Genomic DNA, 21,681 nt, shown 5'->3' with positions numbered 1-21,681 from the left:
TGCCTGGGGGCTGGGGTGCCTGGGGGCGCTTCGGTGCCATGGGGAGAACCCTACGTCGCCGAATCCCGTACATAGGGGCAGGTGTTCGCCTAGGCTTGTCACAAGCTTGCGACAGCTTCGGTGCGTCAACATCACTCACTCTTGTGAGTGATGAGGATTGCCCGAATTGCCCCTCTCTGGCCGGTTTTTGAGGCAGCTGTTGGCAGCTGTCCACCCACTTTTGGTGGCTCTCCGTAACGGCTCGCGTGGCGAGAGTTCCCCCGGGTTTCTTGGCAAGGCTTGCGACCTGCGATCACTCCAACGAGTGAGCTGACCGATACCCATAGTCCGATCGGGTCATTCGAGATTGAGCCCGAAGGGGCTGTTGCAAGCTGTCGTTCTTCCGTAACGTCCTCAACTGGCAACGGTGAATATGCCGTTGCCGCCGTGGGGGAGCCTCGATTCGGGAGAGGACGGCGCCGGCATGGGCTGGGTAGACGACTGGAGTGCGCAGGCCGCCTGCCGCACTAGTGATCCGGACGAACTGTTCGTCCAGGGGGCGGCGCAGAACCGCGCCAAGGCGGTGTGCAGCGGGTGCCCCGTTCGCACGGAGTGCCTGGCGGACGCACTGGACAACCGGGTGGAGTTCGGGGTCTGGGGCGGGATGACGGAGCGCGAGCGGCGGGCGCTGCTGCGCCGGCGGCCGACCGTGATGTCGTGGCGGCGGCTGCTGGAGACGGCCCGCACCGAGTACGAGGAGTCCCTCGCCACCGGTGTGATACTGACGGACTACGCCCAGGCGGGCTGAGCGACCTGCCTGGTGCTGAGCGGCCCACCCCGGCGCTGAGCGCGGCCAGCACGGTGCTGAGCGGCCCGCACGGCCGGGTACGGCGCCGGCGCCCCACGGGGGCCGGCAGGTCACGGAGCCGACGGGCGCGACAGCCACCCGACGGCGGTTCACGAGCTGGACGGCAACGGTCCGGGAGCGACGCCACGGGGGAGCGGCGTCGCGGGGGCCGGTGCCGGAGCGCTACACGGCGCCGCTGAGGCGGTCGCCGATCGCGCGCAGCCCGTCCAGGTCGTGCACGTCCCCGGGCAGCGCGGCGACCTCGACGATGGGCACGTCCGGGTAGACCGAGACGAAGCGGTCACGGGTGCGGCGCTCCCGCGACATGATCTGCATCCGCTCGGCGTGCAGCCGCAGCAGTCCGGCCGCGAGCAGCTCCGCCTCGGGTGACGTGTGCTCCGAGCCGTTCTCCTCCAGGGCCTCGGCCGCCGCCAGCGCACGTTCGGCGGTGAGCTGCGGGGCGCCCGTGCGGTGCACCCGGTTGAGGACCAGCCCGGCCAGCGGCATCCGGTCGGCGGCCAGCCGGTCGACGAAGTAGGCCGCCTCGCGCAGCGCGTCCCGCTCCGGCGCGGCCACCACCAGGAACGCCGTCCCCGGCGCCTTGAGCAGCTGGTACGTCCGGTCGGCGCGCTCGCGGAAGCCGCCGAACATCGAGTCCATCGCACTGACGAAGGTCTGTACGTCGGTCAGCAGCTGGGCGCCGAAGATCTTGCCCAGGGTGCCGGTGAGCAGGCCCATCCCGACGTTGAGGAACTTCATCGCGCTGCGTCCGCCGACCTTGGCCGGGGCGGTCAGGATCCGGATCACCTTGCCGTCGAGGAAGGACCCGAGCCGGTTCGGTGCGTCCAGGAAGTCCAGCGCGGAGCGGGACGGCGGGGTGTCGACGATGATGAGGTCCCACTCCTCGGCAGCGCGGAGCTGGCCGAGCTTCTCCATCGCCATGTACTCCTGCGTACCCGCGAAGCCGGCCGACAGGGACTGGTAGAACGGGTTCTCCATGATCGCCCGGGCCCGCTCGGGCTCGGCGTGGGCCAGCACGACCTCGTCGAAGGTCCGCTTCATGTCGAGCATCATGGCCTGGAGCTCGCCCTCGCCCGTGACGCCCTTGACGACGCGGGGGGTGTTGTCGAGCTCGGTCAGGCCCATCGACTGGGCCAGCCGGCGGGCCGGGTCGATGGTCAGCACGACGACCTTGCGGCCGCGCTCGGCCGCCCGCAGTCCGAGCGCCGCGGCGGTGGTGGTCTTGCCGACGCCGCCCGAGCCGCAGCAGACGATGATCCTGGTCCCCGGGTCGTCGATCAGCCGGTCCATGTCGAGGTGGCTGCCCCGCTCGGTGCCGGTGTCCTGCCCGCTGCCCGCGCCGTGCTTGTCACCCACGCCCTGCCCGTCCTGCCCACCGTTCCCGCTCGCACCGCCGCTCGCACTCCCGTTCCCGCTAGCACTCCCGCCAGCAATCCCGCTCGCACTCCCGTTCCCGCTCACGCCGCCCCCTGACGCTTCAGTTCGCCCGCCAGCCGGTACAGCCCGGCGAGGTCCACACCCTCGCCCAGCAGCGGGAGTTCGTAGCTCGGGAGCTTCAGCTGCTGCAGGTCGGCGCGCTGCTCGCGCTCCAGCTCCACCCGCTCGGCGTGCTCCCGGGCCTGTTCCAGCAGCGGGTCGAGCAGCGGGTCGACCGCCGCCCGGACGGTCTCCGGCTTGCGCGAGCGCCCGCCGAGGCCCGCCTCGCCGAGGGCCAGCGCGACCTCCTCGCGGTGGTCCCCGTCCACCGCGGCCACGGCCGCCGCGTCCAGCACCGGCGGCCGGACCATGTTCACCATCACCCCGCCGACCGGGAGGCCGGCCTCGCGCAGCTCGGTGAAGCCGTCCACGGTCTCCTGCACCGGCATCTCCTCCAGCAGGGTGACCAGGTGCACCGCGGTCTCCGGCGACTTCAGCACCCGCATCACGGCCTGTGCCTGGGTGTGGATCGGCCCGAACCGGGCCAGTCCGGCCACCTCGGAGTTCACGTTCAGGAAGCGGGTGAGCCGGCCGGTCGGCGGCGCGTCCATCACCACCGCGTCGTACGTGCGGCGCCCGTCCGGTGCCTTGCGCCGGGCCGCCTCGCAGGCCTTGCCGGTGAGCAGCACGTCCCGGACGCCGGGGGCGACGGTGGTGGCGAAGTCGACGAAGCCGACCTTCTGGAGCGCCTTCCCGGCCCGTCCGAGCTTGTAGAACATGTCGAGGTACTCCAGCAGCGCCTGCTCGGTGTCGATGGCCAGCGCGTACACCTCGCCGCTGCCGGACCCGGCGCCGCCCCTGCCGGGCAGCCCCAGCTGGGCGCGCGTGACGGACGCGATCCGGCGTTCCTCGTACGGCAGTGCGGCGATCCCGAACAGTTCGGCGATCCCCTGCCGGCCCTCCACTTCGATCAGCAGCGTCCGCCGCCCCTCGGCCGCGAGGGCCAGCGCCAACGCCGCGGCGAGGCTGGTCTTCCCGGTGCCGCCCTTGCCGCTGACCACGTGCAGCCGGACGCCCTCCCAGTCGGGATCACGCCGGGCCGCCTGGCCGGGGGTGCGTGCCACGCTCCGTCTCCGTCCGTCTCCGAGGGCCGAGGGCCGTTCCGAGGGCCGCCACCGCGCAGGTGCCCTCCCGCGAGGGTAACCAGGGACCGCGCCGGATGCCGGGAGCATCGGGGAGGCCGGGCCTGAATCATGCCCGGATTGTGGGCCACCTCACACGCCGGTCCGCAGGCCGCCCCGTTCGCCCCCGCCGCTCGTCTAGAGTCTGGCCATGACCAAGTGGGAATACATGACGGCGCCCCTGCTCGTGCACGCCACCAAGCAGATCCTGGACAACTTCGGCGAGGACGGCTGGGAGCTCGTCCAGGTCGTGCCCGGCCCGAACCCGGAGCAGCTGGTGGCCTACTTCAAGCGGGAGAAGAACGCATGAGCAAGGTCGAGGAGAAGCTCGCCGAGCTCGGTCTGACCCTGCCGCCGGTGGCCGCGCCGGTCGCCGCCTACGTGCCGGCCCTGCGCTCGGGCGAGTTCGTCTTCACCTCCGGCCAGCTGCCGATGGTGGGCGGCAAGCTGCCGACCACCGGCAAGGTCGGCGCCGAGGTCACCCCGGAGGAGGCCAAGGAGCTCGCGCAGATCTGCGCGCTCAACGCGCTGGCCGCGGTGAAGTCGGTGGTCGGTGACCTGGACCTGGTCGAGCGGGTCGTGAAGGTGGTCGGCTTCGTCGCCTCCGCCGCCGACTTCACCGGCCAGCCCGGCGTCATCAACGGCGCCAGCGAGCTGCTCGGCCAGGTGCTCGGCGAGGCCGGTGTGCACGCCCGCAGCGCGGTCGGCGTCACCGTCCTGCCGCTGGACGCCCCGGTCGAGGTCGAGCTGCAGGTCCGGGTCAAGGCCTGAGACCGATCACGAGGGTGGGGTCGGCCCTGTCCAACCCCGCCCTCGTGCGCTTAGCATCCGGGCATGGACCAGCGAGCAACGACGCTCCCGATGCCGCCCGGCTGGCCTGCCCGGATCCGGGCGGTCGAGTCCGGCGAGGTGATCCCGCCGGAGCCCCGGCCCTCCGCCACCGTGGTGCTGCTGAGGGACACGGCGACCGGGCCGGAGGCCTATCTGCTGCGCAGGCGCAGTTCGATGGCGTTCGCGGCGGGCATGTACGCCTATCCGGGTGGCGGGGTGGACCCGCGCGACGCCGAGGCCGAGCTCGGCTGGGCCGGGCCCGGCCCGCAGGAGTGGGCCGAGCGGCTCGGTGTGGACGCCCGGACCGCGCAGGCGGTGGTCTGCGCCGCCGTCCGCGAGACGTTCGAGGAGGCCGGCGTCCTGCTGGCCGGCCCGGACGCCGACAGCACCGCCGAACCCCGGGACTGGAGCGCGGAGCGCGCCGCCCTGGAGGCCCACGAGCTCTCCTTCGCCGCCTTCCTCCGTGAGCACGGCCTGCTGCTCCGCAGCGACCTGCTGGCCGGCTGGGCCCGCTGGGTCACCCCGGCGTTCGAGGAGCGCCGGTACGACACCTGGTTCTTCGTCGCGGCCCTGCCGCCCGGTCAGCGGGCCGCGCTGGAGGTCGGCGAGGCCGACCGGGTCGCCTGGCTCTCTCCGGCCGAGGCCGTCCGGGGCCACGAGGACGGCGTGTTCGGGATGCTGCCGCCCACCGTGACCGTGCTGCGGGAGCTGCTGCCGGTGCGCAGCGCCGCGCAGGCGCTGGAGGCCGCGGCGGGGCGTTCGCTGCACCCGATCCTCGGCACCGCCGAGGTCCGGGGGGATCGAATGACGGTTCGATGGTCGGGGTATGAAGAGCTGACCATCGATGGAGACTTTCCCGAAGACCGCTGACGACCCGGCCTCGGGGCACCCGGGGCCCGGCCCCCGGATCCCGGATCCCGGATCCCCGGCCTCCCGAACCTCCGAGCCGATGAACCGATACATCCGATGAACCGACACCGCCCGAGGAAGGATCGACGCCGATGACCCACAACGACGTGGCTCGCCGGACGGCGCGCGAGATGCCCGCCCGCAGCCTGACCCCCCGCCCGCTCGCCTGTGAGGGCGCGGTCGTCGACGACGGCATACCGGGGCTGCGCGCCATCGTCCGGACACTGCCCGGACGCGTGCTCGACCGGACCTGCGAGGGCGGCCGACTCGGCGGGAGCGGCCGGTGAGCGGAATCCTCCCGGGTGACCCCGCCGCCGGCATCGGCGGCGAGGCCACCCCCCGGGCAGTCTGCGTGCTGGCGCCCAACCCGTCGCCGATGACGCTGGACGGCACCAACACCTGGCTGCTCTCCGAGCCCGGCTCGGACCTCGCGGTGGTCGTCGACCCGGGCCCGCTGCACGAGGGGCACCTGCGCCGGGTGATCGACACCGTCGAGCAGCGGGGCAAGCGCGTCGCGCTCACCCTGCTCACCCACGGCCACGCCGACCACTCCGAGGGCGCCGCGCGGTTCGCCGAGCTGACCGGTACCGACGTCCGCGCCCTGGACCCGGCGTACCGGCTCGGCTCCGAGGGCCTGACGCACGGCCAGCGGCTGGAGATCGGCGGCCTCGACCTGCGGGTGGTCGCCACCCCCGGGCACACCTCGGACTCGCTGACCTTCCACCTGCCGGCGGACGGCGCGGTCCTCACCGGCGACACCGTCCTCGGCCGGGGCACCACGATGGTGGCCCACCCCGACGGCAGGCTCGGCGACTACCTGGACTCGCTGCGCCACCTGCAGAACATGGCGACCGAGCACGGCGTGCGCACGGTGCTGCCCGGCCACGGGCCGGTGCTCGCGGACGCGCTCGGCGCCGTCGAGTACTACCTGGCGCACCGGGCCGGGCGGCTCGCCCAGGTGGAGACCGCGGTCGAGGCCGGCTGCCGGACGGCGGACGAGGTGGTGGCCCGGGTCTACGCGGACGTGGACCGCGCGCTCTGGCCCGCGGCCGAGCTGTCGGTCCGGGCCCAGCTCCAGTACCTGGAGGACCACGGGCTGATCTGACCGCCGGCCGGGCCGACCGCCCGGAGCCGCACCGGACACGCGCGAGGGCCCGTCCACCGCATCGGTGGACGGGCCCTCGTCGTCGGTGGGACCGACGGCGCGCCGGGCGGGCCGGAGCGGAGGCTCCGGCCGGCCGGGTCAGCGCGAGCGGCGGGAGAGCCGCTCGACGTCCATCAGGACCACGGCGCGGGCCTCCAGCTTCAGCCAGCCGCGGCCGGCGAAGTCGGCGAGCGCCTTGTTGACCGTCTCGCGGGAGGCGCCGACCAGCTGGGCCAGCTCCTCCTGGGTGAGGTCGTGGGCGACGTGGATGCCCTCGTCGGACTGCACGCCGAAGCGGCGCGAGAGGTCCAGCAGGGCCTTGGCGACGCGCCCGGGCACGTCGGAGAAGACCAGGTCGGACATCACGTCGTTGGTCCGGCGCAGCCGGCGGGCGATGGCGCGCAGGAGTGCGATCGATACCTCGGGGCGGGCGTGCAGCCAGGGCTGGAGGTCGCCGTGGCCGAGGCCCAGCAGCTTGACCTCGGTCAGCGCGCTCGCGGTGGCGGTGCGCGGGCCCGGGTCGAAGAGCGACAGTTCGCCGATCATCTCGCTGGGGCCGAGGACGGCGAGCATGTTCTCGCGGCCGTCCGGCGAGGCGCGGTGCAGCTTGACCTTGCCCTCGGCGACGACGTACAGCCGGTCGCCCGGGTCGCCCTCGTGGAACAGCGACTCACCGCGGGCGAGGGTCACCTCGGTCATGGAAGCGCGCAGCTCGCCGGCCTGTTCGTCGTCGAGTGCCGCGAAGAGTGCGGCGCGCCGCAGAACGTCGTCCACGTGCTTCCTCCTTCTCGGCCGCCCGGCGATCAAGCCGGTCGGCGCAAGTTCCGTACAGTGCTCTGCATCACCAAGCATGGCGCATGTCGCTCCGATCATATGAGGAGGGGGTGCGCCGAGGTGTGCTGCGCGGGGCCATTCGTACCGCCGGAGCGGCCTGCGGGCGGCTCGTGCGGGCGCGCGGAGCGGCGTGGCGGGCGGTGCCGGCGACGCGTGCGGCCGGTGTCCGGGGCCGGCGCGGTGTTCTCGCGGTGTTCGCAGGTCGGCCGCGACGCGCGCGGTCCGGTGCGCGGGGGCGCCCGGGACGGGGCGCCGAGGGTCCATGAGGGGATCGGGGCGGTCGCGGGCCGCCAGGATTCGGCTCCGGCTTAATCAGTGGAGCGCGGGCGGCCGGGGGCGCAGGATCCGGTCCTGACGAGTCCATGAGTCCATGAGTCCACGAGTCCACGGCCCGAAAGACGGTGACCCCGTATGTCCGCCTCCCAGTCCACCGGCACCACCACCCCCGAGCTTCGCGAGCGGGCCCTGCGGCTGCGGGCGCTCGTGGCCGACGGGGTGCTCGTCCTGCCGAACGCCTGGGACGCCGGCAGCGCCGCCGTGATCGCCTCCGCCGGGGCCGCGGCGATCGCCACCACCAGCGGCGGCGTCTCCTGGTCGCTCGGTCGCGGCGACGGCCAGCAGCTCGGCCGGGCGGACATGGCCGAGGCCGCCCGCCGGATCGCCTCCGTCGTCGACCTGCCGGTCACGGTCGACGCCGAGGGCGGCTACGGGGCGGCCCCCGCCGAGGTGGCCGAAACCGTGCGGGCGCTGGTCGGGGCCGGCGCGGCCGGGATCAACCTGGAGGACTCGGCGTCGGCCGGCGGCCCGCTCTTCCCGGTGGCCGAGCAGGCCGCGCGGCTGGCCGCCGCCCGGGCGGCGGCCGCGGCGGCGGGCCTGCCCGAGCTGCTGGTCAACGCCCGGACGGACGTCTTCCTGTTCGGGATCGGCCCGGAGGAGGGCCGGCTGGACGAGGTGCTGGTTCGCGCGGCGGCGTACGCGCGGGCGGGTGCGGACGGCCTCTTCGTCCCCGGCCTGCTGGACCTCGACGTGCTGGCCCGGCTCTGCGCCGCGTCCCCGCTGCCGGTGAACGCGATGACGGGGCGGGGCGGGCCGACGGTCGCCGAGCTCGCCGCCACCGGCGTCCGGCGGATCAGCGTCGGCACCGGGCTGGCCGAGGCCGCGTACAGCGCCGCCCACCGCGCCGCCGTCGAACTGCTCGGCACGGGCGCCGTGACCGGGGCGCCCGGCGCGCTGGGCTACGGGGAGCTGGACGCGCTGTACCGGCGCTGACCGGCAGGAGCTCACCGGCACGCACAGGGGAGGTGCCGGTGGCCCGGGCCGGGCGGCCTCAGTGGTAGTCCGGCTCCGGGAGCGGGGCCAGCTCGGGCGGCCCGTCGACCGCGGCGGGCAGCCCGAGCAGGCGCCGCATCGCCCGCCGGGTGCGGGCGGGCGCGGCCGCGTCCCGGTAGAGCCGGCGGGCGTGGTTGAGCGCCAGGACCTGCCCGGTCAGTTCGAAGACCACCTGCTCGGCGTCCGGCTCGGCGGGCAGCTGGCCGGCGGCGATCGCCAGCTCGGTCTGCCGGCGCAGCTCGCGCTGCCAGACGGCGTTCCGGGCGGCCACCGCCGACCGGACCGGCCCGCGCTCCCGGTCGTCGAACTCGGAGGTCACGGCGGTGAAGAAGCACCCGCCGGGCAGCAGGTCGCGCTCCAGGTAGGAGACCCAGGCCTCGCACTGGACGAGCAGCCGCGGCAGCCCGGGCTCCGCGCCTGCGGCCGCCGCGCGCTGCACCACCTCGCGGACGAACAGGGCGACGGCCTCGTCGACCACGGCGAGCTGCAGGGTCTCCTTGGTGCCGAAGTGGCCGAGGACGCCGGACTTGCTCATCGACAGGTCGGTGGCGAGCCGGCCGATGGTCAGCCCCTCCAGGCCCTCGACCGAGGCGAGGTCCAGCCCCCGGCGCAGGATCGCGGTGCGGGTCCGGCGGGCGTCGGCGACGGATCTTCTCGGGCTCACCGGGCCAGTGTAGCCAGCCCCGGGCCTTTAGAGTCCGACCGTTCGGACGCTATAGTCCCGGCGTGACACCCCCTCACGGAGGAGCAGACATGTCGGGATCCCGGATCGCGGCCCTGGGCCACCACCAGCCCGCCCGAGTCCTCACCAACGACGACCTCGCCCAACTGGTCGACACCAGCGACGCATGGATCCGGCAGCGCACCGGCATCGTCACCCGGCGAATCGCCGACACGGAGTCCGTCACCGACCTCGCCTCCGCCGCCGCCGGCAAGGCCCTCGCCTCGGCGGGCCTGGCGCCGGAGGAGATCGACATGGTGGTGGTCGCCACCTGCTCGGCCAGGGACCGCTGCCCGAGCATCGCCACCCAGGTCGCCGGCCGGCTGGGCATCCCCTCGGCCGTCGGCTTCGACGTCAACAACGGCTGCGCGGGCTTCTGCACCGCGCTGGCCACCGCCGACCACGCCGTCCGGGCCGGGGCCGCCCGGCACGCCCTGGTGATCGGCGCCGAGCGGATGAGCGACGTCACCGACTGGACGGACCGCTCCAGCTGCGTCCTGCTCGGCGACGGAGCCGGTGCGGCGGTCCTCAGCCACGATCCGACCGGTCGGGGCGTCGGGCCGGTGGTCTGGGGCTCCGACCCGACCCGGGGCCACGCCGTCCGGCTGGACGACGGCTGGCAGCCGAAGTTCCGTCAGGAGGGCCAGACCGTCTACCGCTGGGCCACCACCGCGCTGGCCCCGATCGCCGAGGAGGCCTGCCGGCGGGCCGGGATCACCCCCGCGGACCTCGGCGCGGTGGTCACCCACCAGGCCAACCTGCGCATCATCGAGGCGGTGGTGGACCGGCTCGGCGTGCCCGGCGCGGTGGTCGCCCGCGACGTCGTCGAGTCCGGCAACACCTCGGCCGCCTCCGTTCCGCTCGCGCTGTCCAAGCTGGTCGAGCGCGGCGAGGTGCCCGCGGGCACCCCCACCCTGCTGCTCGGTTTCGGCGGCGGCCTCTCCTGGGCCGGCCAGGTCGTCGGCTGCCCGTGACCGCGAAGGTGGCGGCCGTCCGGAGCGGCCGATACGGATCTTACGAACGGGCCGGTTCGGGCCTACGGTCCGTCATATGACCTCGACGTCACCCTCCCGGACCGCGCCCGGCACCCGCCCCCGGCTGGTCACCCGGCCGCTGCTGCTGCGCTTCGTGTCGATCCTCGGCGCTTCGACCGGGTTCAACCTGCTGCTCTCCGTCGTCCCGCTCTACGCCGAGGAGTCCACCGGGGGCGGCAACGCGGCCGGGCTCGCGACCGGCGCGCTGATGCTGACGACCGTCCTGGGCGAACTGGCCACGCCCCGGCTGGTGGTCCGCTTCGGCTACCGCTCGGTGCTGGCGGTCGGCCTGTTGCTGCTCGGGGCGCCCGCGCTGGTGCTGACCGCCGTCGACGGCGGCCTCGTCTGGATCACGGCGGTCTGCCTGGTGCGCGGGCTGGGCTTCGCCTTCACCATCGTCGCCGGCGGCGCGCTGACGGCGGCCCTGATCCCGGCCGAGCGGCGCGGTGAGGGGCTGGCGCTGGTCGGCGTGGTCTCGGGCGTGCCGTCGCTGCTGGGCCTGCCGCTGGGCGTCTGGCTGGCGGCCCACGTGGGCTACACCCCGGTGGCCGTGACCGCCGGCGCCGTGGCGCTGGCCGCGATCGCCGCCGTCCCCGGGCTGCCGGACCGCGAACCGTCCGCCGAGCCGGCGGTGGGGGTGGTGGCCGGCTTCCGGTCGGCCGGGCTGCGCCGCCCGACCGTGGTCTTCGGCGCCACCGCGCTGGCCGCCGGGATCATCGTGACCTTCCTGCCGCTGGCCGTCCCGGCCGGGTCCGCGGGCCTCGCCGCGGTGGCCCTGTTCGTCCAGCCGGCCTCGGCGACGGCGGCCCGCTGGGCGGTGGGCCGGTACGGCGACCGGCACGGGCCGGAGCGGCTCGTGCTGCCCGCGCTGCTGCTCTGCGCCGCGGGCACCCTGCTGATCGCGCTGACCGGCAGCGCGGTCGCCGTGGTGGCCGGCGCGGCGGTGTTCGGCATCGGCTTCGGCGCGGCCCAGAACGCCACCCTGACCATGATGTACGCGAGGGTCTCCAAGGCCGGCTTCGGCGCCGTCACCGCGTTGTGGAACGTCGCCTTCGACGCGGGGATGGGCGTCGGCGCGGTGGCCTTCGGCGTCCTCGCCGGTCCGCTGGGCTACCCGTCCGCCTTCGCCGTGACGGCCGTGGTGATGCTCGGCGCCCTCGCCCCCGCCCGCCGCGACCGCCACGCCGCACCGGCCGTGGCGGCCGCACCGGCGGGGTCCGCGGTGCCTCCCGCGCCCACGGCGTCGCCGGCGCCGCGCACGCCGGCGGACCAGCCCTGCGGGCCGTCCTGACCGGGTGCCGCGCAGGGGGTGTCCGAACCGTCCGCGGCCCTGCCTCGATGGCTGATCGTCCGCGGCCCCGCGTCGATGGCTGATCGCCCGCGGGGTCAGGGCTGTTCGGCGTAGCCTTCCTGCATGGCAGAGAGCAAGGTCCGGAAGGCCGCAGCCAAGCCGGCGGTGAAGGTGGCTGTGAAGCCGAGGAAGCCGGAGTCGCAGCTGGCGATGGTGCGGCGGGCCCGGAGGATCAACCGGGAACTGGCGGAGCTGTACCCCTACGCGCACCCCGAGCTGGACTTCGACAACCCGTTCGAGCTGCTGGTGGCCACCGTGCTGTCGGCGCAGACGACGGACCTGCGGGTGAACCAGACGACGCCCGCGCTGTTCGCGAAGTACCCGACGCCGGAGGACATGGCGGCGGCGGTGCCGGAGGAGCTGGAGGAGGTCATCCGGCCGACCGGGTTCTTCCGCAACAAGGCGAAGTCGCTGATCGGGCTCTCGATCGCGCTGCGGGACGAGTTCGGCGGCGAGGTCCCGGGCCGGCTGGCCGACCTGGTCACCCTCCCCGGGGTGGGGCGCAAGACGGCGAACGTGGTGCTCGGCAACGCGTTCGGCGTGCCCGGGATCACCGTGGACACCCACTTCGGGCGGCTGGCCCGGCGGTTCGGGTGGACGGCGGAGGAGGACCCGGTCAAGGTCGAGGCGGCCGTCGCGGAGATCTTCCCGAAGTCGGAGTGGACGATGCTCTCGCACCGGGTGGTCTTCCACGGGCGGCGGATCTGCCACTCCCAGAAGCCGGCCTGCGGGGCCTGCCCGATCGCGCCGCTCTGCCCCTCCTACGGGGAGGGCGAGACGGATCCGGAGAAGGCGAAGAAGCTGCTCAAGTACGAGATGGGCGGCCACCCCGGTCAGCGGCTGAGGCCGCCCGCGGACTACCCGGGCGAGGCGGCGGCACGGGCCGACGCCGTCGCCCACCAGGGCAAGGTCGCGGACCTGGCGGTGGCCGAGTGACGGCGCACGGCCACGACCGGGGGCCCGGGCAGGCCCTGCCGGGACGGATCGAGCGGGACGGCCTGCCGTCCTGGCTGGAGCCGGTCCGGGACGCCGCCGAGCGGGTGCTGCCCGAGCAGCTGAGCCGCTTCCTGCCGCCCGCCGAGGGCGGTCGCGCCGCGGCCGTCCTGATGCTCTTCGGCGAGGGCGGGACCGGCCCCGACGTGCTGCTGATCGAACGGGCCCGGTCGCTGCGCTCGCACGCCGGGCAGCCCTCCTTCCCCGGGGGCGCGCTGGACCCGGAGGACGGCGACCCCGAGGGCTCCGGCCCGGTCGCGGCGGCGCTGCGGGAGGCCTGGGAGGAGACCGGCCTGGACCCGTCCGGGGTGCAGGTCTTCGCCGCCCTGCCCGCCCTCTACATCCCGGTCAGCCGCTTCGTGGTCACCCCCGTGCTCGGCTGGTGGCGCGAGGAGTCACCGGTCCGTCCGGTGGACGCGGGCGAGACCGGCGCGGTGTTCCGGGTGCCGATCGCCGAGCTGACCGACCCGGCCAACCGGGTCCGGCTGCGCCACCCGTCCGGACACCTGGGGCCGGCCTTCGCGGTCGGCGGCCGGCTGGTCTGGGGCTTCACCGCCGGGGTGATCGACCGGGTGCTGCACCACAGCGGCCTGGAGCTGCCCTGGGACCAGGCCCGGATCGTCGACCTCTCGGACGAGGCGCTGGCGCTGGTGCAGGGTGACCGCGACCGCTCCCGTGCGCTGCTGAGCGGCGACGCCAGGACCACGTGAACGCCCGACTGTGTGGCCCCGGCGCCCGCCGTGGGAGGGTGTCGGAGTGAACGTCCTGGATCTGCTGCTGATCGCCGCCGCCGTGGGATTCGCCGTGTCCGGCTACCGGCAGGGCTTCGTGGTCGGCGTGATGTCGGTCCTCGGCTTCCTCGGCGGCGGCCTGATCGCCGTCCAACTGCTCCCGCTGCTGCTCGACCACCTCAGCCCCGGCACCACCGCCTCGGTGGTGGCCGTCGTGGTGGTCATCGTGCTCGCGGCGGTCGGCCAGGCGGTCACCACCCACTTCGGCTGGAAGCTGCGCGGCCACATCGACCGCCGGCCGGCGAAGGCGCTGGACGCCGCCGGCGGCGCGGTGGTCAACGTGATCTCGATGCTGCTGGTGGCCTGGCTGATCGGCTCGGCGCTCGCCGGCACCTCCCTGCCCACGGTCTCCAAGCAGGTCCGCACCTCGGCGATCCTCGGCGGCGTCCAGGACACGCTGCCCTCGGACGCGCCGAACTGGTTCTCCGACTTCTCCAAGGTGCTCGCCCGCAACGGCTTCCCGCAGGTCTTCAACCCCTTCGAGCACGAGCCGATCACCCAGGTCGACACCCCCGATCCGGCGCTGGCCGCCAGCCCGGCCGTGGCCAAGGCCAAGCAGAGCCTGGTCAAGGTGGTCGGCACCGCCACCGCCTGCAGCAAGACGCTGGAGGGCAGCGGCTTCGTGTTCGCGCCGCACCGGGTGATGACCAACGCCCACGTGGTCGGCGGGGTCGACGAGCCCACCGTGCAGATCGGCGGCGTCGGCCAGCTCTACGACGCCACCGTCGTCCGCTACGACTGGCAGCGCGACATCGCGATCCTGGACGTGCCGAAGCTGAACGCTCCCGCGCTCTCCTTCGCGGGCGAGGCGAAGACCAACGACAACGCGATCGTGGCCGGCTTCCCCGAGAACGGCGCCTTCAACGTCCAGCCGGCCCGTATCCGCGGCCGGATCCAGGCCAACGGCCCGGATATCTACCACCGCGGCCAGGTCGTCCGCGACGTCTACTCGGTGCGTTCGCTGGTCCGCCAGGGCAACAGCGGCGGCCCGCTGCTCACCCCGGAGGGCCAGGTCTTCGGCGTGGTCTTCGCCAAGTCGCTGGACAGCGCTGACACCGGGTACGTGCTGACCGCGGCCGAGGTGCGCGAGGACGCCGAGAAGGGCAGCACCGCGGCGACCCGGGTGGACACCCAGGGCTGCGCGCTCTGACGCGGCCGGCCGTCGCCCTCGTGTCGGCCGGTCAGGACCTGCCCGCTCCGACCTAGCCGATCCGATCCGGCCGGTCCGACCTGGCCGCGCGGACTCGGCTGGCCCGCCCCGCCCGCCCCGCCCGACTTGGTCGACCCGCCCGATCCGACCTGGCCGTGGGCCACCGGTGTGTCCGATGTCCGCCGCGTGGTCGGCCCCGGCTGGTAGCGTCGGCCGCGCTCACCCGTTCGGCTCAACCGGGTGCCGTCCCGGGGTGGGCCGAGCGGAGGTCGGCGGCGTCCGATGATGGGTCACTCGCACGCGGTCAGCGGGGCGATGCTGTACGCGGCCTCGGCACCGTTCCTGCCGCCGCTGCTGCTCGACACCACCCTGCAGCCGGCGGACATCCTGATGGGCACGGTGCTCTGCGCCGGCGCCGCCCTGCTCCCGGACCTCGACCACCACGACGGGACGATCGCCAACTTCCTCGGCCCGGTCTCCCGGCTGCTCTGCCGCCTGGTGGCCTGGATCTCCGGCGGACACCGGCACGCCACCCACTCGCTGCTGTTCGTCGCGCTGATGGGGGGCGGCACCTGGGCCGGCGTCACCTACCTGGGCCGGAACTTCACCCTGGGCATGACGTTCTTCCTCCTGGCGCTCGCGATCCGCGCCCTGCGGCTGCACCCGCCGGGCGACGGCCCGACGGCGTGGATCACCATCATCGGCCTCGCCGCGTTGGGCACCGCCGGGATGAACAGCTGGATGCCGAACGCCCCCGGCTGGCTGCCGTACGCGGTGGCGCTGGGCGCGCTGGCGCACCTGCTGGGCGACTGCCTGACGAAGAAGGGCGCGCCGCTGCTCTGGCCGCACAAGGAGCGCTACGAGGTGGTGCTGATCAAGCGCAGCGGCAACAGCGTCGAGACGAAGGTGCTGGTGCCGATCATGTCGGTGGCGACCTTCGTGCTGCTCTGGTTCACCGCGGTGTCACCGACGTGGGTGAACTGACCCGGGTGGGCCGACCGCCGCGCCGGTCCGGTCGCTGAACCGGACCGGCCGCGGGGTCGCCGGTCGCTCGGACTGTCGGGTCGGGTCGGGCCGAGCCCGGCCCCGGTTCTCGTTCGCGCCGCCCCGGCGCGGAGGCTCAGCTCTCGCGCCGTAGCCGCGCGCCCACCCAGCGGGCGCGGCGGCCGAGGATGCGCGGGATGCCGAGCTGCCGTTGCGCCGTGCTCCGGCGGCGGTCGGTGCCGTCGTGACCCAGGTCATCCGCCCAGTCGGGGCGGTGGCCGGACCTCTGCGAGCTGTTGTGGCGTCGGCTGCGCGGAGCGCTGCCGTGATCGGGCATCCAGGTCATACCGCAATGGATGCCCCTGGGTCGGCCGGGATAACCGCCCGGGGTGTCGTCAACATGGCCTATGCGTTTGTCATATGAGCTCAATATGAAGGGAGTTGGGCTCCGCTTCCGTGCCCGGATGCGGAGGCTCTCAGTCCTTGTGGCGGCCGATCCAGTCCAGCAGCTCGGAGGTGAACTGCTCCGGCGCCTCCTCGTGCGGGAAGTGCCCGATCCCGGGCAGCAGCCGCCACCGGTACGGAGCGGCCACGTACTCGCCGCCGCCCAGCGCGGTGTGCGACAGCAGCACCGGGTCGGCGGCGCCCTGGACGTGCAGGGTGGGCGCGGTGATCGGCTTCTTCATCCGGCGGGCGAACTGGATGCCGTCCGGGCGGGCCATCGACCGCAGCAGCCAGCGGTACGGCTCGATCGAGCAGTGCGCGGTGCTGGGGATCTGGATCGCCTGCCGGTACGCGGCCACCGCCGTCCGGTCCAGCTGGTTCGGTCCCGTCCAGGCGTCCAGGTAGCGGCCCACCAGCGCGGCGTCGTCGGCGACCAGGCGGCGTTCCGGTATCCACGGCCGCTGGAAGCCCAGCACGTGCTCGAAGGCGGCCATCTGGCGGCGGTCCGTCAGCAGCGCCCGGCGGAGGTCCCGGGGGTGCGCGGCGGAGACCACGGTGAGGCTCTGGATCACCGACGGCCGCATCACCGCCGCCACCCAGGACAGCGTGCCGCCGGAGGCGTGGCCCACCAGGTGCGCCCGGCGCTCGCCGAGCGAGCGGATCACGCCGGTGATGTCCAGCGCGAGGTTGCCCGGGTCGTAGCCGCGGGGGGTGCGGTCGCTGCCGCCGATGCCCCGCAGGTCCAGCGCGACGGCCCGGTAGCCGGCCTCGGCGAGCGCGGTCAGCTGGTGGCGCCAGGCCCACCAGTACTCGGGCCAGCCGTGCACCAGCAGGACCAGCGGGCCCTCGCCCAGCTCGGCGATGTGGAACCGGGCGCCGTTGGCCGCCAGGTCGCGGTGCTTCCACGGACCCGACTGCCGGACGTCCCAGGGCGCCGCGGGCACGGCCCCGGTGGAGCCGCCCTCGCCCGCCCCTGGCGCCTCGACGGCCTCCTCGGCGGCGTCCTGACCGTGGTCGACGCCGTCCTGACCGGGCGTGCGGTCGGGGCCGGAGCTGGCGGACGGCTGCGCGGGCACGGGCTTCTGGTCGAGCGGCATACCGAGAGCGTGTCACATCGGCGCGCCGGGTACGTGCTCGGCACTCGCTCCCGGGGCGTCCCGACCGCACCGGACGGGACCGGAGCGGACCGCACCGGACGCGCTCCGGCCACCGGGCGCGGGGTGGATGAGCGCGAGGTGGCCGGGGCGCGGGGCGTTTCGGGAGGTGCCTACGGGATGCGGCCGAGGGCCCGGTCGATCTCCTCCTGGGTGGCCGGGCGGGGGCGGGCGTTCTTGAGCACGTCCGCGGTCTTCTGGGCGCCCTCGATGGTGCGGTGCGGCTTCTCGATCCGCTTGAACGAACGCAGCGCCAGCAGCCCGAGCAGCAGCGCCAGCAGCAGGTACGCGCCGGCCACGATCAGGAACGACCAGCCGAGCGAGAGGCCCAGGGCGTGGATCCCGTACGCCGCCGCCGCGCTCAGCATCGGCACCGCGGCCAGCGCCACCACGCCGGCGACCGTCAGCGACACACCCCCGGAGACGCCGCGCTTGACGTCCGCACGGAGCTCCGCTTTCGCGAGCGCGATCTCGTCGTGGACCAGGGCGGACAGGTCGGTGGTGGCCGCCGCGAACAGCTGCCCCACCGAACGCTCGCCCTCGTAGGGCGCCCGGCCGTTGCTGGACGGGTCTGCGGCTCCTGCGGGCATCAGCGGTTCTCCTCTGCGGCTGTGCGGCACGACGCCGCCGGGCGGTGCGGCTCCCGGTCGTTCCGGGGGCCGTCATCGGGGACCGCTCCGGGGATCGGGGCGGCCGGCGGCGTCTGTGGACTGTCGACAGCTCAGAATCATGCCCCTACCGGTCAGTCGCACACCACTCCGGGGCCCCGCCCGGGGTACGTGTCCCGTTCGGGGGGAGCGCGCCCGGCCGTGGCGGGCGCGTTCCGTCGGGCCGGGCGGGCCGCCGGGTTGATGCCGGGGGGCCACCGACTTCGGCCGCCCGTCGCCTCGTACCCGTCGGCGGACCGTCAGCGGGCGGGCCCGGAGCCGGGTCCCGGTCCGGTGCCGCCGGGGCCGCTCTCGGCCGACCGGCGGGCCGCCTCCGCCACCCGGGCCTGCCAGGCCGGATCGTCCTGCTGGTAGACGTCGGGGATGCCGTCGCCGTCCACGTCGCGGTCCTCCTCCTCGCAGAGCTCCCGGTAGTGCCGGTTGCGCAGCTTCAGCAGCACGGTGGCGACCAGCGCGCAGAGCAGCGAGCCCACCAGCACGGCGGCCTTGGAGAGGTCGGCGAGGTCGGCGTCGTCGGGGAAGGCCAACTCGCTGATCAACAGGGACACGGTGAAGCCGATCCCCGCGAGCACCGAGACCGCGAACATGTCGGCCCACTTGAGCTGCGGATTCAGCTCGGCCCGGGTGAAGCGGGCGGCCAGCCAGGTGCCGCCGAAGATGCCGACGGTCTTGCCGACCAGCAGACCGAGGACGATCCCGAGCGGGGTGGCCTGCGTGAACACGTCGGCGAGGGCCGACCCGGAGATCGCCACCCCGGCCGCGAACAGCGCGAACACGGGAACGGCGAACCCGGCCGAGAGCGGTCGGACGAGGTGCTCGATGTGCTCGCCGGGGGAGTACTTCTCGTCGCCCACCCGGTGGCAGCGCAGGATCAGGCCCATCGCGACGCCCGCCACCGTGGCGTGCACGCCGCTCTCGTGCATCAGCGCCCAGATCACGAAGGCGAGCGGGACGAACAGGTACCAGCCGTGCACACCGCGCCGGTGCAGGAACCAGAACAGGACCAGGCCGGCGAAGGCCAGCCCCAGCGCCCAGAACTTGATGCCGGAGCTGTAGAAGACGGCGATGATCAGGATCGCGATCAGGTCGTCCACCACGGCGAGGGTGAGCAGGAAGGCCCGCAGCGCGGAGGGCAGATGGGTGCCGACCACGGCCAGCACGCCGAGTGCGAAGGCGATGTCGGTCGCGGTCGGGATCGCCCAGCCGCCCGGGTGGCCGCCACTGCCGGAGTTGGCGAGGGCGAAGATGATCGCGGGCAGGGCGACGCCGCAGACCGCGGCTATGACCGGCAGCATCGCGGCACTGGGACTGCGCAGCTCGCCAGCCACGAACTCGCGCTTGAGCTCGATGCCGGCGACGAAGAAGAAGATGGTCAGCAGACCGTCCTTGGCCCAGGACCCCAGGCTGAGGTCCAGGTGGAGCGGCGTGGACGGCCCGATCGTGTAGTCGAGGACGCTCTCGTACGCGGCCGGCCAGACGTTGGCCCAGATCAGTGCGACGACGGCAGCGATCAGCAGCAGCACGCCACCGACGGTCTCGGTGCGCAGGGCGTCGGCGATGTAGGTCCGCTCGGGGAGGGGAAGTCTGCCGAGGAACTGGCGTCGCCGGGTCGGCTCGTTGACGGGCTGCTGGTCGGTCACGCGGGGACCTCCTCGGGCGGGGGAACGGTGTACGGATGCACCTGTGGTGCAGTGCCGACCAGACTTCCCGGCGCGCCCTGTGACGCGACCGATTCCCGGAGGAGATCTTGTTGCGTCTTTGACAGTCTAGCCGGAACCGGAGTGGGATATCCGCATTGTCATAATTCAGGACGTAGGCCTTGGTGTCCCGTGCTGCACTCGGCCGCGGCACCCGAATGGAGTCGGCCGCATGCAGACGGGTGAACGCCTCCCTATCGTCGATCGCAGTGCCACCCGATCGGGTGGCACGATTCCCCGTTGCCCTCCTGTGGAGACCTGACGATGCCCAGACCGCCCCTCTTACTGGCCCCTGCCGTCCGACCGACCGCTCCGCGGGAGCGCTGACCGGTGAACGGCTCCACGTACGCCCCCGTCGCCGCCGGCCCCGTTGTCGCCGCCGCTGCTCCGGCCACCGCCACCGCCACCGAGCCCGGCCCCGAACTCGGTCGTCTGCTCCGCCCGTTGTTCCGTTCCGCCGCTCCGGGCAGCGGCTCAGCCGTCGTGGTGATCCGCGGCGATGAACGGACCGTCGCCTGCCGCGGCCACTCCGACCGCTCCAGCGAGCGCCCCGTCCGTGCCGACACCCGGTTCGCGCTCGGCTCCGTCACCAAGACCTTCACCGGACTGCTGCTCGCCGAGATGGCCGCCCGCGGCGAGGTCGGCTACGACGACCCGATCGACCGTTACCTCCCCGCCGGCGCCGCGCCCGGGTACCCGCGCGAGCGACCGATCACCCTGCTCCACCTGGCCACCCACACCTCGGGACTGCCCCGGCTGCCGGTCGGACTGCTGCCGGCGGTGGCCCCCCGGTGGTTCACCAGCCCCTACGCCACGTTCGGCCCGGCCCACCTGCTCGGGGCGCTGCCCCGCACCCCGGTCCGCGGTACTCCGGGCGCGCAGGTGCGCTACTCGAACCTCGGCTTCGGGCTGCTCGGACTGCTGCTGGCCAACGCGGCCGGGCAGCGCTACGAGGACCTGCTGGAGGCCAGGGTCTGCGGGCCGCTCGGCCTGGTGGACACCTCCTGCGGCCCGGGCCGCGAGGACGCCGCCGGATACCGGCGCGGCCGGCGCGTCCCGTCCTTCCGGCTGCCCGCGCTGCCCGGCGCCTCGGCGCTGCGCTCCACGGCGGACGACATGCTCCGCTATCTGCAGGCGCATCTGGCGCTGGACGCCGTCCCGCTGCCCGCCCGGGCCGACGCTTCGGTGCTGCGGACGGCGCTGGGCGAGGTCCGGCGCCCGCGAGTGGATCGGCGGCGGGGAGGGGCACGGATCTGCCTGGGCTGGAACCACCGCTCGGTCCCGACGGCTCCGGAAGCGGGCCGCCCGGCGGCCGAACCGGCCGGCAGCCCGCTGGGCGACGACCCACGTGGCGGTTCGGGCGACGACCTGCGTGGCGGTCTGCGTGGCGGTCTGCGCGGCGTCACGGGTGGTGGCGTCGGTGGTGTCGGTGGTGTCGCCGACGGTATCGGTGCCATGGTGGCTGCTGCTTCGGGTGGCACCGACCGGGAGTTCGACGACGAGGTGGTCTACCACGCCGGAGTCACCCGGGGGTTCACCACCTTCGTCGGATTCAGCCCGCGTGCGCAGGTGGGGCTGGCGGTGATGGCCGGCACGCTGCCGCTGCGCAGCCGGAGCTTCGCCCAGAGCGCGTACGACACCCTGCGCACGCTGGTCACCGAACGCCGGTCGCAGGGGGAGTGATCCTGCCGAAGCGGATCCGCGCGAAGCGCCGTGAGGTGCGGGAGGTTCCGCGCCGCCGGTAGCGGACAGCGGTGCCCCGGGCGGTCACGACCGCCCGGGGCACCGCGTCGTTCGACGGGGTGTCAGCCCTCGCTGCCCGCGGGGGGCAGCTGGGACTGGATCAGGCTCATCACCGAGCTGTCGGCCAGCGTGGTGGTGTCGCCGATGTCGCGGCCCTCGGCGATGTCGCGCAGCAGGCGGCGCATGATCTTGCCGGAGCGGGTCTTCGGCAGCTCGCCGACGACCTTGATCTGCTTCGGCTTGGCGATCGGGCCGAGGGTGCGGCCGACGTGCGCGCGCAGTTCCTCGACCAGTTCGGGGCTGTCGGTGGCGGCGGTGCGCAGGATGACGAAGGCGACGATGGCCTGGCCGGTGGTGGCGTCGGCGGCGCCGACCACGGCGGACTCGGCGACGGCCGGGTGGCCGACCAGGGCCGACTCGACCTCGGTGGTCGAGATGTTGTGGCCGGAGACGAGCATGA

General features: G+C 74.1%; 23 protein-coding genes. 14 read left to right on the top strand and 9 right to left on the bottom strand.

Annotated features, from left to right (window positions below):
• The first annotated feature begins 463 nt into the window (after positions 1-463).
• Complete coding sequence (locus tag ACZ34W_RS29975; protein ID WP_033333275.1) at positions 464-787, top strand: WhiB family transcriptional regulator; 324 nt, start codon at positions 464-466, stop codon at positions 785-787.
• Between the two features lie 222 nt (positions 788-1,009).
• Here ACZ34W_RS29975 and bagB read toward each other — a convergent pair whose 3' ends face one another.
• Together bagB and bagA are read right to left on the bottom strand one after the other, a co-directional pair.
• Entirely contained in the window at positions 1,010-2,137 is a 1,128-nt protein-coding gene (gene bagB, locus ACZ34W_RS29970; RefSeq protein ID WP_329492159.1) for an ATPase BagB, read from the bottom strand.
• Between the two features lie 167 nt (positions 2,138-2,304).
• The gene (gene bagA / locus ACZ34W_RS29965; RefSeq protein WP_329488532.1) at positions 2,305-3,387 is read right to left on the bottom strand and encodes an ATPase BagA; all 1,083 of its coding nucleotides are present in this window, start codon (positions 3,385-3,387) and stop codon (positions 2,305-2,307) included.
• 208 nt (positions 3,388-3,595) lie between these two features.
• Between bagA and ACZ34W_RS29960 the strand changes: the two genes are divergently transcribed.
• The 5 genes from ACZ34W_RS29960 to ACZ34W_RS29940 all read left to right on the top strand — a co-directional run bounded on the left by ACZ34W_RS29960 (position 3,596) and on the right by ACZ34W_RS29940 (position 6,289).
• Positions 3,596-3,754 (top strand): DUF4177 domain-containing protein, encoded by a 159-nt coding sequence (locus tag ACZ34W_RS29960; protein ID WP_094743074.1) that lies wholly within the window; start codon positions 3,596-3,598, stop codon positions 3,752-3,754.
• Positions 3,751-4,215, top strand: coding sequence for a RidA family protein (locus tag ACZ34W_RS29955; RefSeq protein WP_465608531.1), 465 nt, complete (start codon positions 3,751-3,753; stop codon positions 4,213-4,215). Before ACZ34W_RS29960 ends, ACZ34W_RS29955 begins: the two co-directional genes overlap by 4 nt.
• A 63-nt stretch (positions 4,216-4,278) precedes the next feature.
• Positions 4,279-5,145: an NUDIX hydrolase gene (locus tag ACZ34W_RS29950; protein WP_465608529.1), complete on the top strand. Its 867-nt coding sequence runs from the start codon at positions 4,279-4,281 to the stop codon at positions 5,143-5,145.
• A 131-nt stretch (positions 5,146-5,276) separates the two neighbouring features.
• Entirely contained in the window at positions 5,277-5,471 is a 195-nt protein-coding gene (locus ACZ34W_RS29945) for a hypothetical protein (protein ID WP_465608527.1), read from the top strand.
• Positions 5,468-6,289: an MBL fold metallo-hydrolase gene (locus tag ACZ34W_RS29940; RefSeq protein WP_465608525.1), complete on the top strand. Its 822-nt coding sequence runs from the start codon at positions 5,468-5,470 to the stop codon at positions 6,287-6,289. The genes ACZ34W_RS29945 and ACZ34W_RS29940 overlap by 4 nt, the downstream gene beginning before the upstream one ends.
• Before the next feature lie 138 nt (positions 6,290-6,427).
• Here the strand turns inward: ACZ34W_RS29940 and ACZ34W_RS29935 are convergent, their stop codons facing one another.
• Positions 6,428-7,102, bottom strand: coding sequence for a Crp/Fnr family transcriptional regulator (locus tag ACZ34W_RS29935; protein WP_030392646.1), 675 nt, complete (start codon positions 7,100-7,102; stop codon positions 6,428-6,430).
• Between the two features lie 471 nt (positions 7,103-7,573).
• On the opposite strand from ACZ34W_RS29935, the gene ACZ34W_RS29930 reads away from it, so the two are divergent.
• On the top strand, positions 7,574-8,431 hold the full coding sequence (locus tag ACZ34W_RS29930) for an isocitrate lyase/PEP mutase family protein (RefSeq protein WP_465608523.1): 858 nt from the start codon (positions 7,574-7,576) through the stop codon (positions 8,429-8,431).
• A 58-nt stretch (positions 8,432-8,489) separates the two neighbouring features.
• Here ACZ34W_RS29930 and ACZ34W_RS29925 read toward each other — a convergent pair whose 3' ends face one another.
• Complete coding sequence (locus tag ACZ34W_RS29925) at positions 8,490-9,155, bottom strand: TetR/AcrR family transcriptional regulator (RefSeq protein WP_465608521.1); 666 nt, start codon at positions 9,153-9,155, stop codon at positions 8,490-8,492.
• 89 nt (positions 9,156-9,244) lie between these two features.
• On the opposite strand from ACZ34W_RS29925, the gene ACZ34W_RS29920 reads away from it, so the two are divergent.
• The 6 genes from ACZ34W_RS29920 (at position 9,245) to ACZ34W_RS29895 (ending at position 15,515) form a co-directional block, all read left to right on the top strand.
• The gene (locus ACZ34W_RS29920) at positions 9,245-10,186 is read left to right on the top strand and encodes a beta-ketoacyl-ACP synthase III (protein ID WP_329488523.1); all 942 of its coding nucleotides are present in this window, start codon (positions 9,245-9,247) and stop codon (positions 10,184-10,186) included.
• 76 nt (positions 10,187-10,262) lie between these two features.
• Positions 10,263-11,537, top strand: a complete 1,275-nt coding sequence (locus ACZ34W_RS29915; RefSeq protein ID WP_465608518.1) for an MFS transporter — start codon at positions 10,263-10,265, stop codon at positions 11,535-11,537.
• 123 nt (positions 11,538-11,660) lie between these two features.
• Complete coding sequence (nth, locus tag ACZ34W_RS29910; RefSeq protein WP_329488520.1) at positions 11,661-12,533, top strand: endonuclease III; 873 nt, start codon at positions 11,661-11,663, stop codon at positions 12,531-12,533.
• Positions 12,530-13,300, top strand: a complete 771-nt coding sequence (locus tag ACZ34W_RS29905) for an NUDIX hydrolase (RefSeq protein WP_465608516.1) — start codon at positions 12,530-12,532, stop codon at positions 13,298-13,300. Before nth ends, ACZ34W_RS29905 begins: the two co-directional genes overlap by 4 nt.
• Before the next feature lie 46 nt (positions 13,301-13,346).
• Positions 13,347-14,531 carry a MarP family serine protease gene (locus ACZ34W_RS29900; RefSeq protein WP_465608514.1) on the top strand — a complete coding sequence of 395 codons (1,185 nt, stop codon included), beginning with the start codon at positions 13,347-13,349 and terminating at the stop codon, positions 14,529-14,531.
• Between the two features lie 282 nt (positions 14,532-14,813).
• On the top strand, positions 14,814-15,515 hold the full coding sequence (locus ACZ34W_RS29895; RefSeq protein ID WP_396485943.1) for a metal-dependent hydrolase: 702 nt from the start codon (positions 14,814-14,816) through the stop codon (positions 15,513-15,515).
• A gap of 136 nt (positions 15,516-15,651) precedes the next feature.
• On the opposite strand, the gene ACZ34W_RS29890 is transcribed toward ACZ34W_RS29895, so the two are convergent.
• From ACZ34W_RS29890 to nhaA, 4 genes are all read right to left on the bottom strand, one after another.
• Positions 15,652-15,861 carry a hypothetical protein gene (locus ACZ34W_RS29890; protein ID WP_329488515.1) on the bottom strand — a complete coding sequence of 70 codons (210 nt, stop codon included), beginning with the start codon at positions 15,859-15,861 and terminating at the stop codon, positions 15,652-15,654.
• 130 nt (positions 15,862-15,991) lie between these two features.
• Positions 15,992-17,056, bottom strand: coding sequence for an alpha/beta fold hydrolase (locus ACZ34W_RS29885; RefSeq protein WP_465608511.1), 1,065 nt, complete (start codon positions 17,054-17,056; stop codon positions 15,992-15,994).
• A 170-nt stretch (positions 17,057-17,226) separates the two neighbouring features.
• Positions 17,227-17,703: a phage holin family protein gene (locus tag ACZ34W_RS29880; protein WP_329488513.1), complete on the bottom strand. Its 477-nt coding sequence runs from the start codon at positions 17,701-17,703 to the stop codon at positions 17,227-17,229.
• Between the two features lie 317 nt (positions 17,704-18,020).
• On the bottom strand, positions 18,021-19,421 hold the full coding sequence (nhaA, locus tag ACZ34W_RS29875) for a Na+/H+ antiporter NhaA (protein WP_359804130.1): 1,401 nt from the start codon (positions 19,419-19,421) through the stop codon (positions 18,021-18,023).
• Positions 19,422-19,808: 387 nt separating this feature from the next.
• On the opposite strand from nhaA, the gene ACZ34W_RS29870 reads away from it, so the two are divergent.
• Positions 19,809-21,161, top strand: a complete 1,353-nt coding sequence (locus ACZ34W_RS29870) for a serine hydrolase domain-containing protein (RefSeq protein ID WP_465608508.1) — start codon at positions 19,809-19,811, stop codon at positions 21,159-21,161.
• Between the two features lie 122 nt (positions 21,162-21,283).
• Here ACZ34W_RS29870 and ACZ34W_RS29865 read toward each other — a convergent pair.
• Positions 21,284-21,681, bottom strand: a 398-nt coding sequence (locus ACZ34W_RS29865; protein ID WP_465608506.1) for an AMP-binding enzyme, incomplete at its 5' end; no start/stop codon positions are given.

The sequence above is a fragment of the Kitasatospora sp. NPDC022856 genome (genome assembly GCF_055561235.1).
Note: the sequence above shows the minus strand (reverse complement) of the source record. Positions and strands in the feature narration are given on the sequence as shown.

Coding starts and splice junctions, on each gene's coding strand:
- bagB (WP_329492159.1), bottom strand. CDS start 2,137: ATGGACCGGCTGATCGACGACCCGGGGACCAGGATCATCGTCTGCTGC.
- ACZ34W_RS29895 (WP_396485943.1), top strand. CDS start 14,814: ATGATGGGTCACTCGCACGCGGTCAGCGGGGCGATGCTGTACGCGGCC.
- ACZ34W_RS29880 (WP_329488513.1), bottom strand. CDS start 17,703: ATGCCCGCAGGAGCCGCAGACCCGTCCAGCAACGGCCGGGCGCCCTAC.
- ACZ34W_RS29930 (WP_465608523.1), top strand. CDS start 7,574: ATGTCCGCCTCCCAGTCCACCGGCACCACCACCCCCGAGCTTCGCGAG.
- ACZ34W_RS29915 (WP_465608518.1), top strand. CDS start 10,263: ATGACCTCGACGTCACCCTCCCGGACCGCGCCCGGCACCCGCCCCCGG.
- nth (WP_329488520.1), top strand. CDS start 11,661: ATGGCAGAGAGCAAGGTCCGGAAGGCCGCAGCCAAGCCGGCGGTGAAG.
- ACZ34W_RS29890 (WP_329488515.1), bottom strand. CDS start 15,861: ATGACCTGGATGCCCGATCACGGCAGCGCTCCGCGCAGCCGACGCCAC.
- ACZ34W_RS29960 (WP_094743074.1), top strand. CDS start 3,596: ATGACCAAGTGGGAATACATGACGGCGCCCCTGCTCGTGCACGCCACC.
- ACZ34W_RS29950 (WP_465608529.1), top strand. CDS start 4,279: ATGGACCAGCGAGCAACGACGCTCCCGATGCCGCCCGGCTGGCCTGCC.
- ACZ34W_RS29975 (WP_033333275.1), top strand. CDS start 464: ATGGGCTGGGTAGACGACTGGAGTGCGCAGGCCGCCTGCCGCACTAGT.
- ACZ34W_RS29885 (WP_465608511.1), bottom strand. CDS start 17,056: ATGCCGCTCGACCAGAAGCCCGTGCCCGCGCAGCCGTCCGCCAGCTCC.
- ACZ34W_RS29945 (WP_465608527.1), top strand. CDS start 5,277: ATGACCCACAACGACGTGGCTCGCCGGACGGCGCGCGAGATGCCCGCC.
- ACZ34W_RS29955 (WP_465608531.1), top strand. CDS start 3,751: ATGAGCAAGGTCGAGGAGAAGCTCGCCGAGCTCGGTCTGACCCTGCCG.
- ACZ34W_RS29920 (WP_329488523.1), top strand. CDS start 9,245: ATGTCGGGATCCCGGATCGCGGCCCTGGGCCACCACCAGCCCGCCCGA.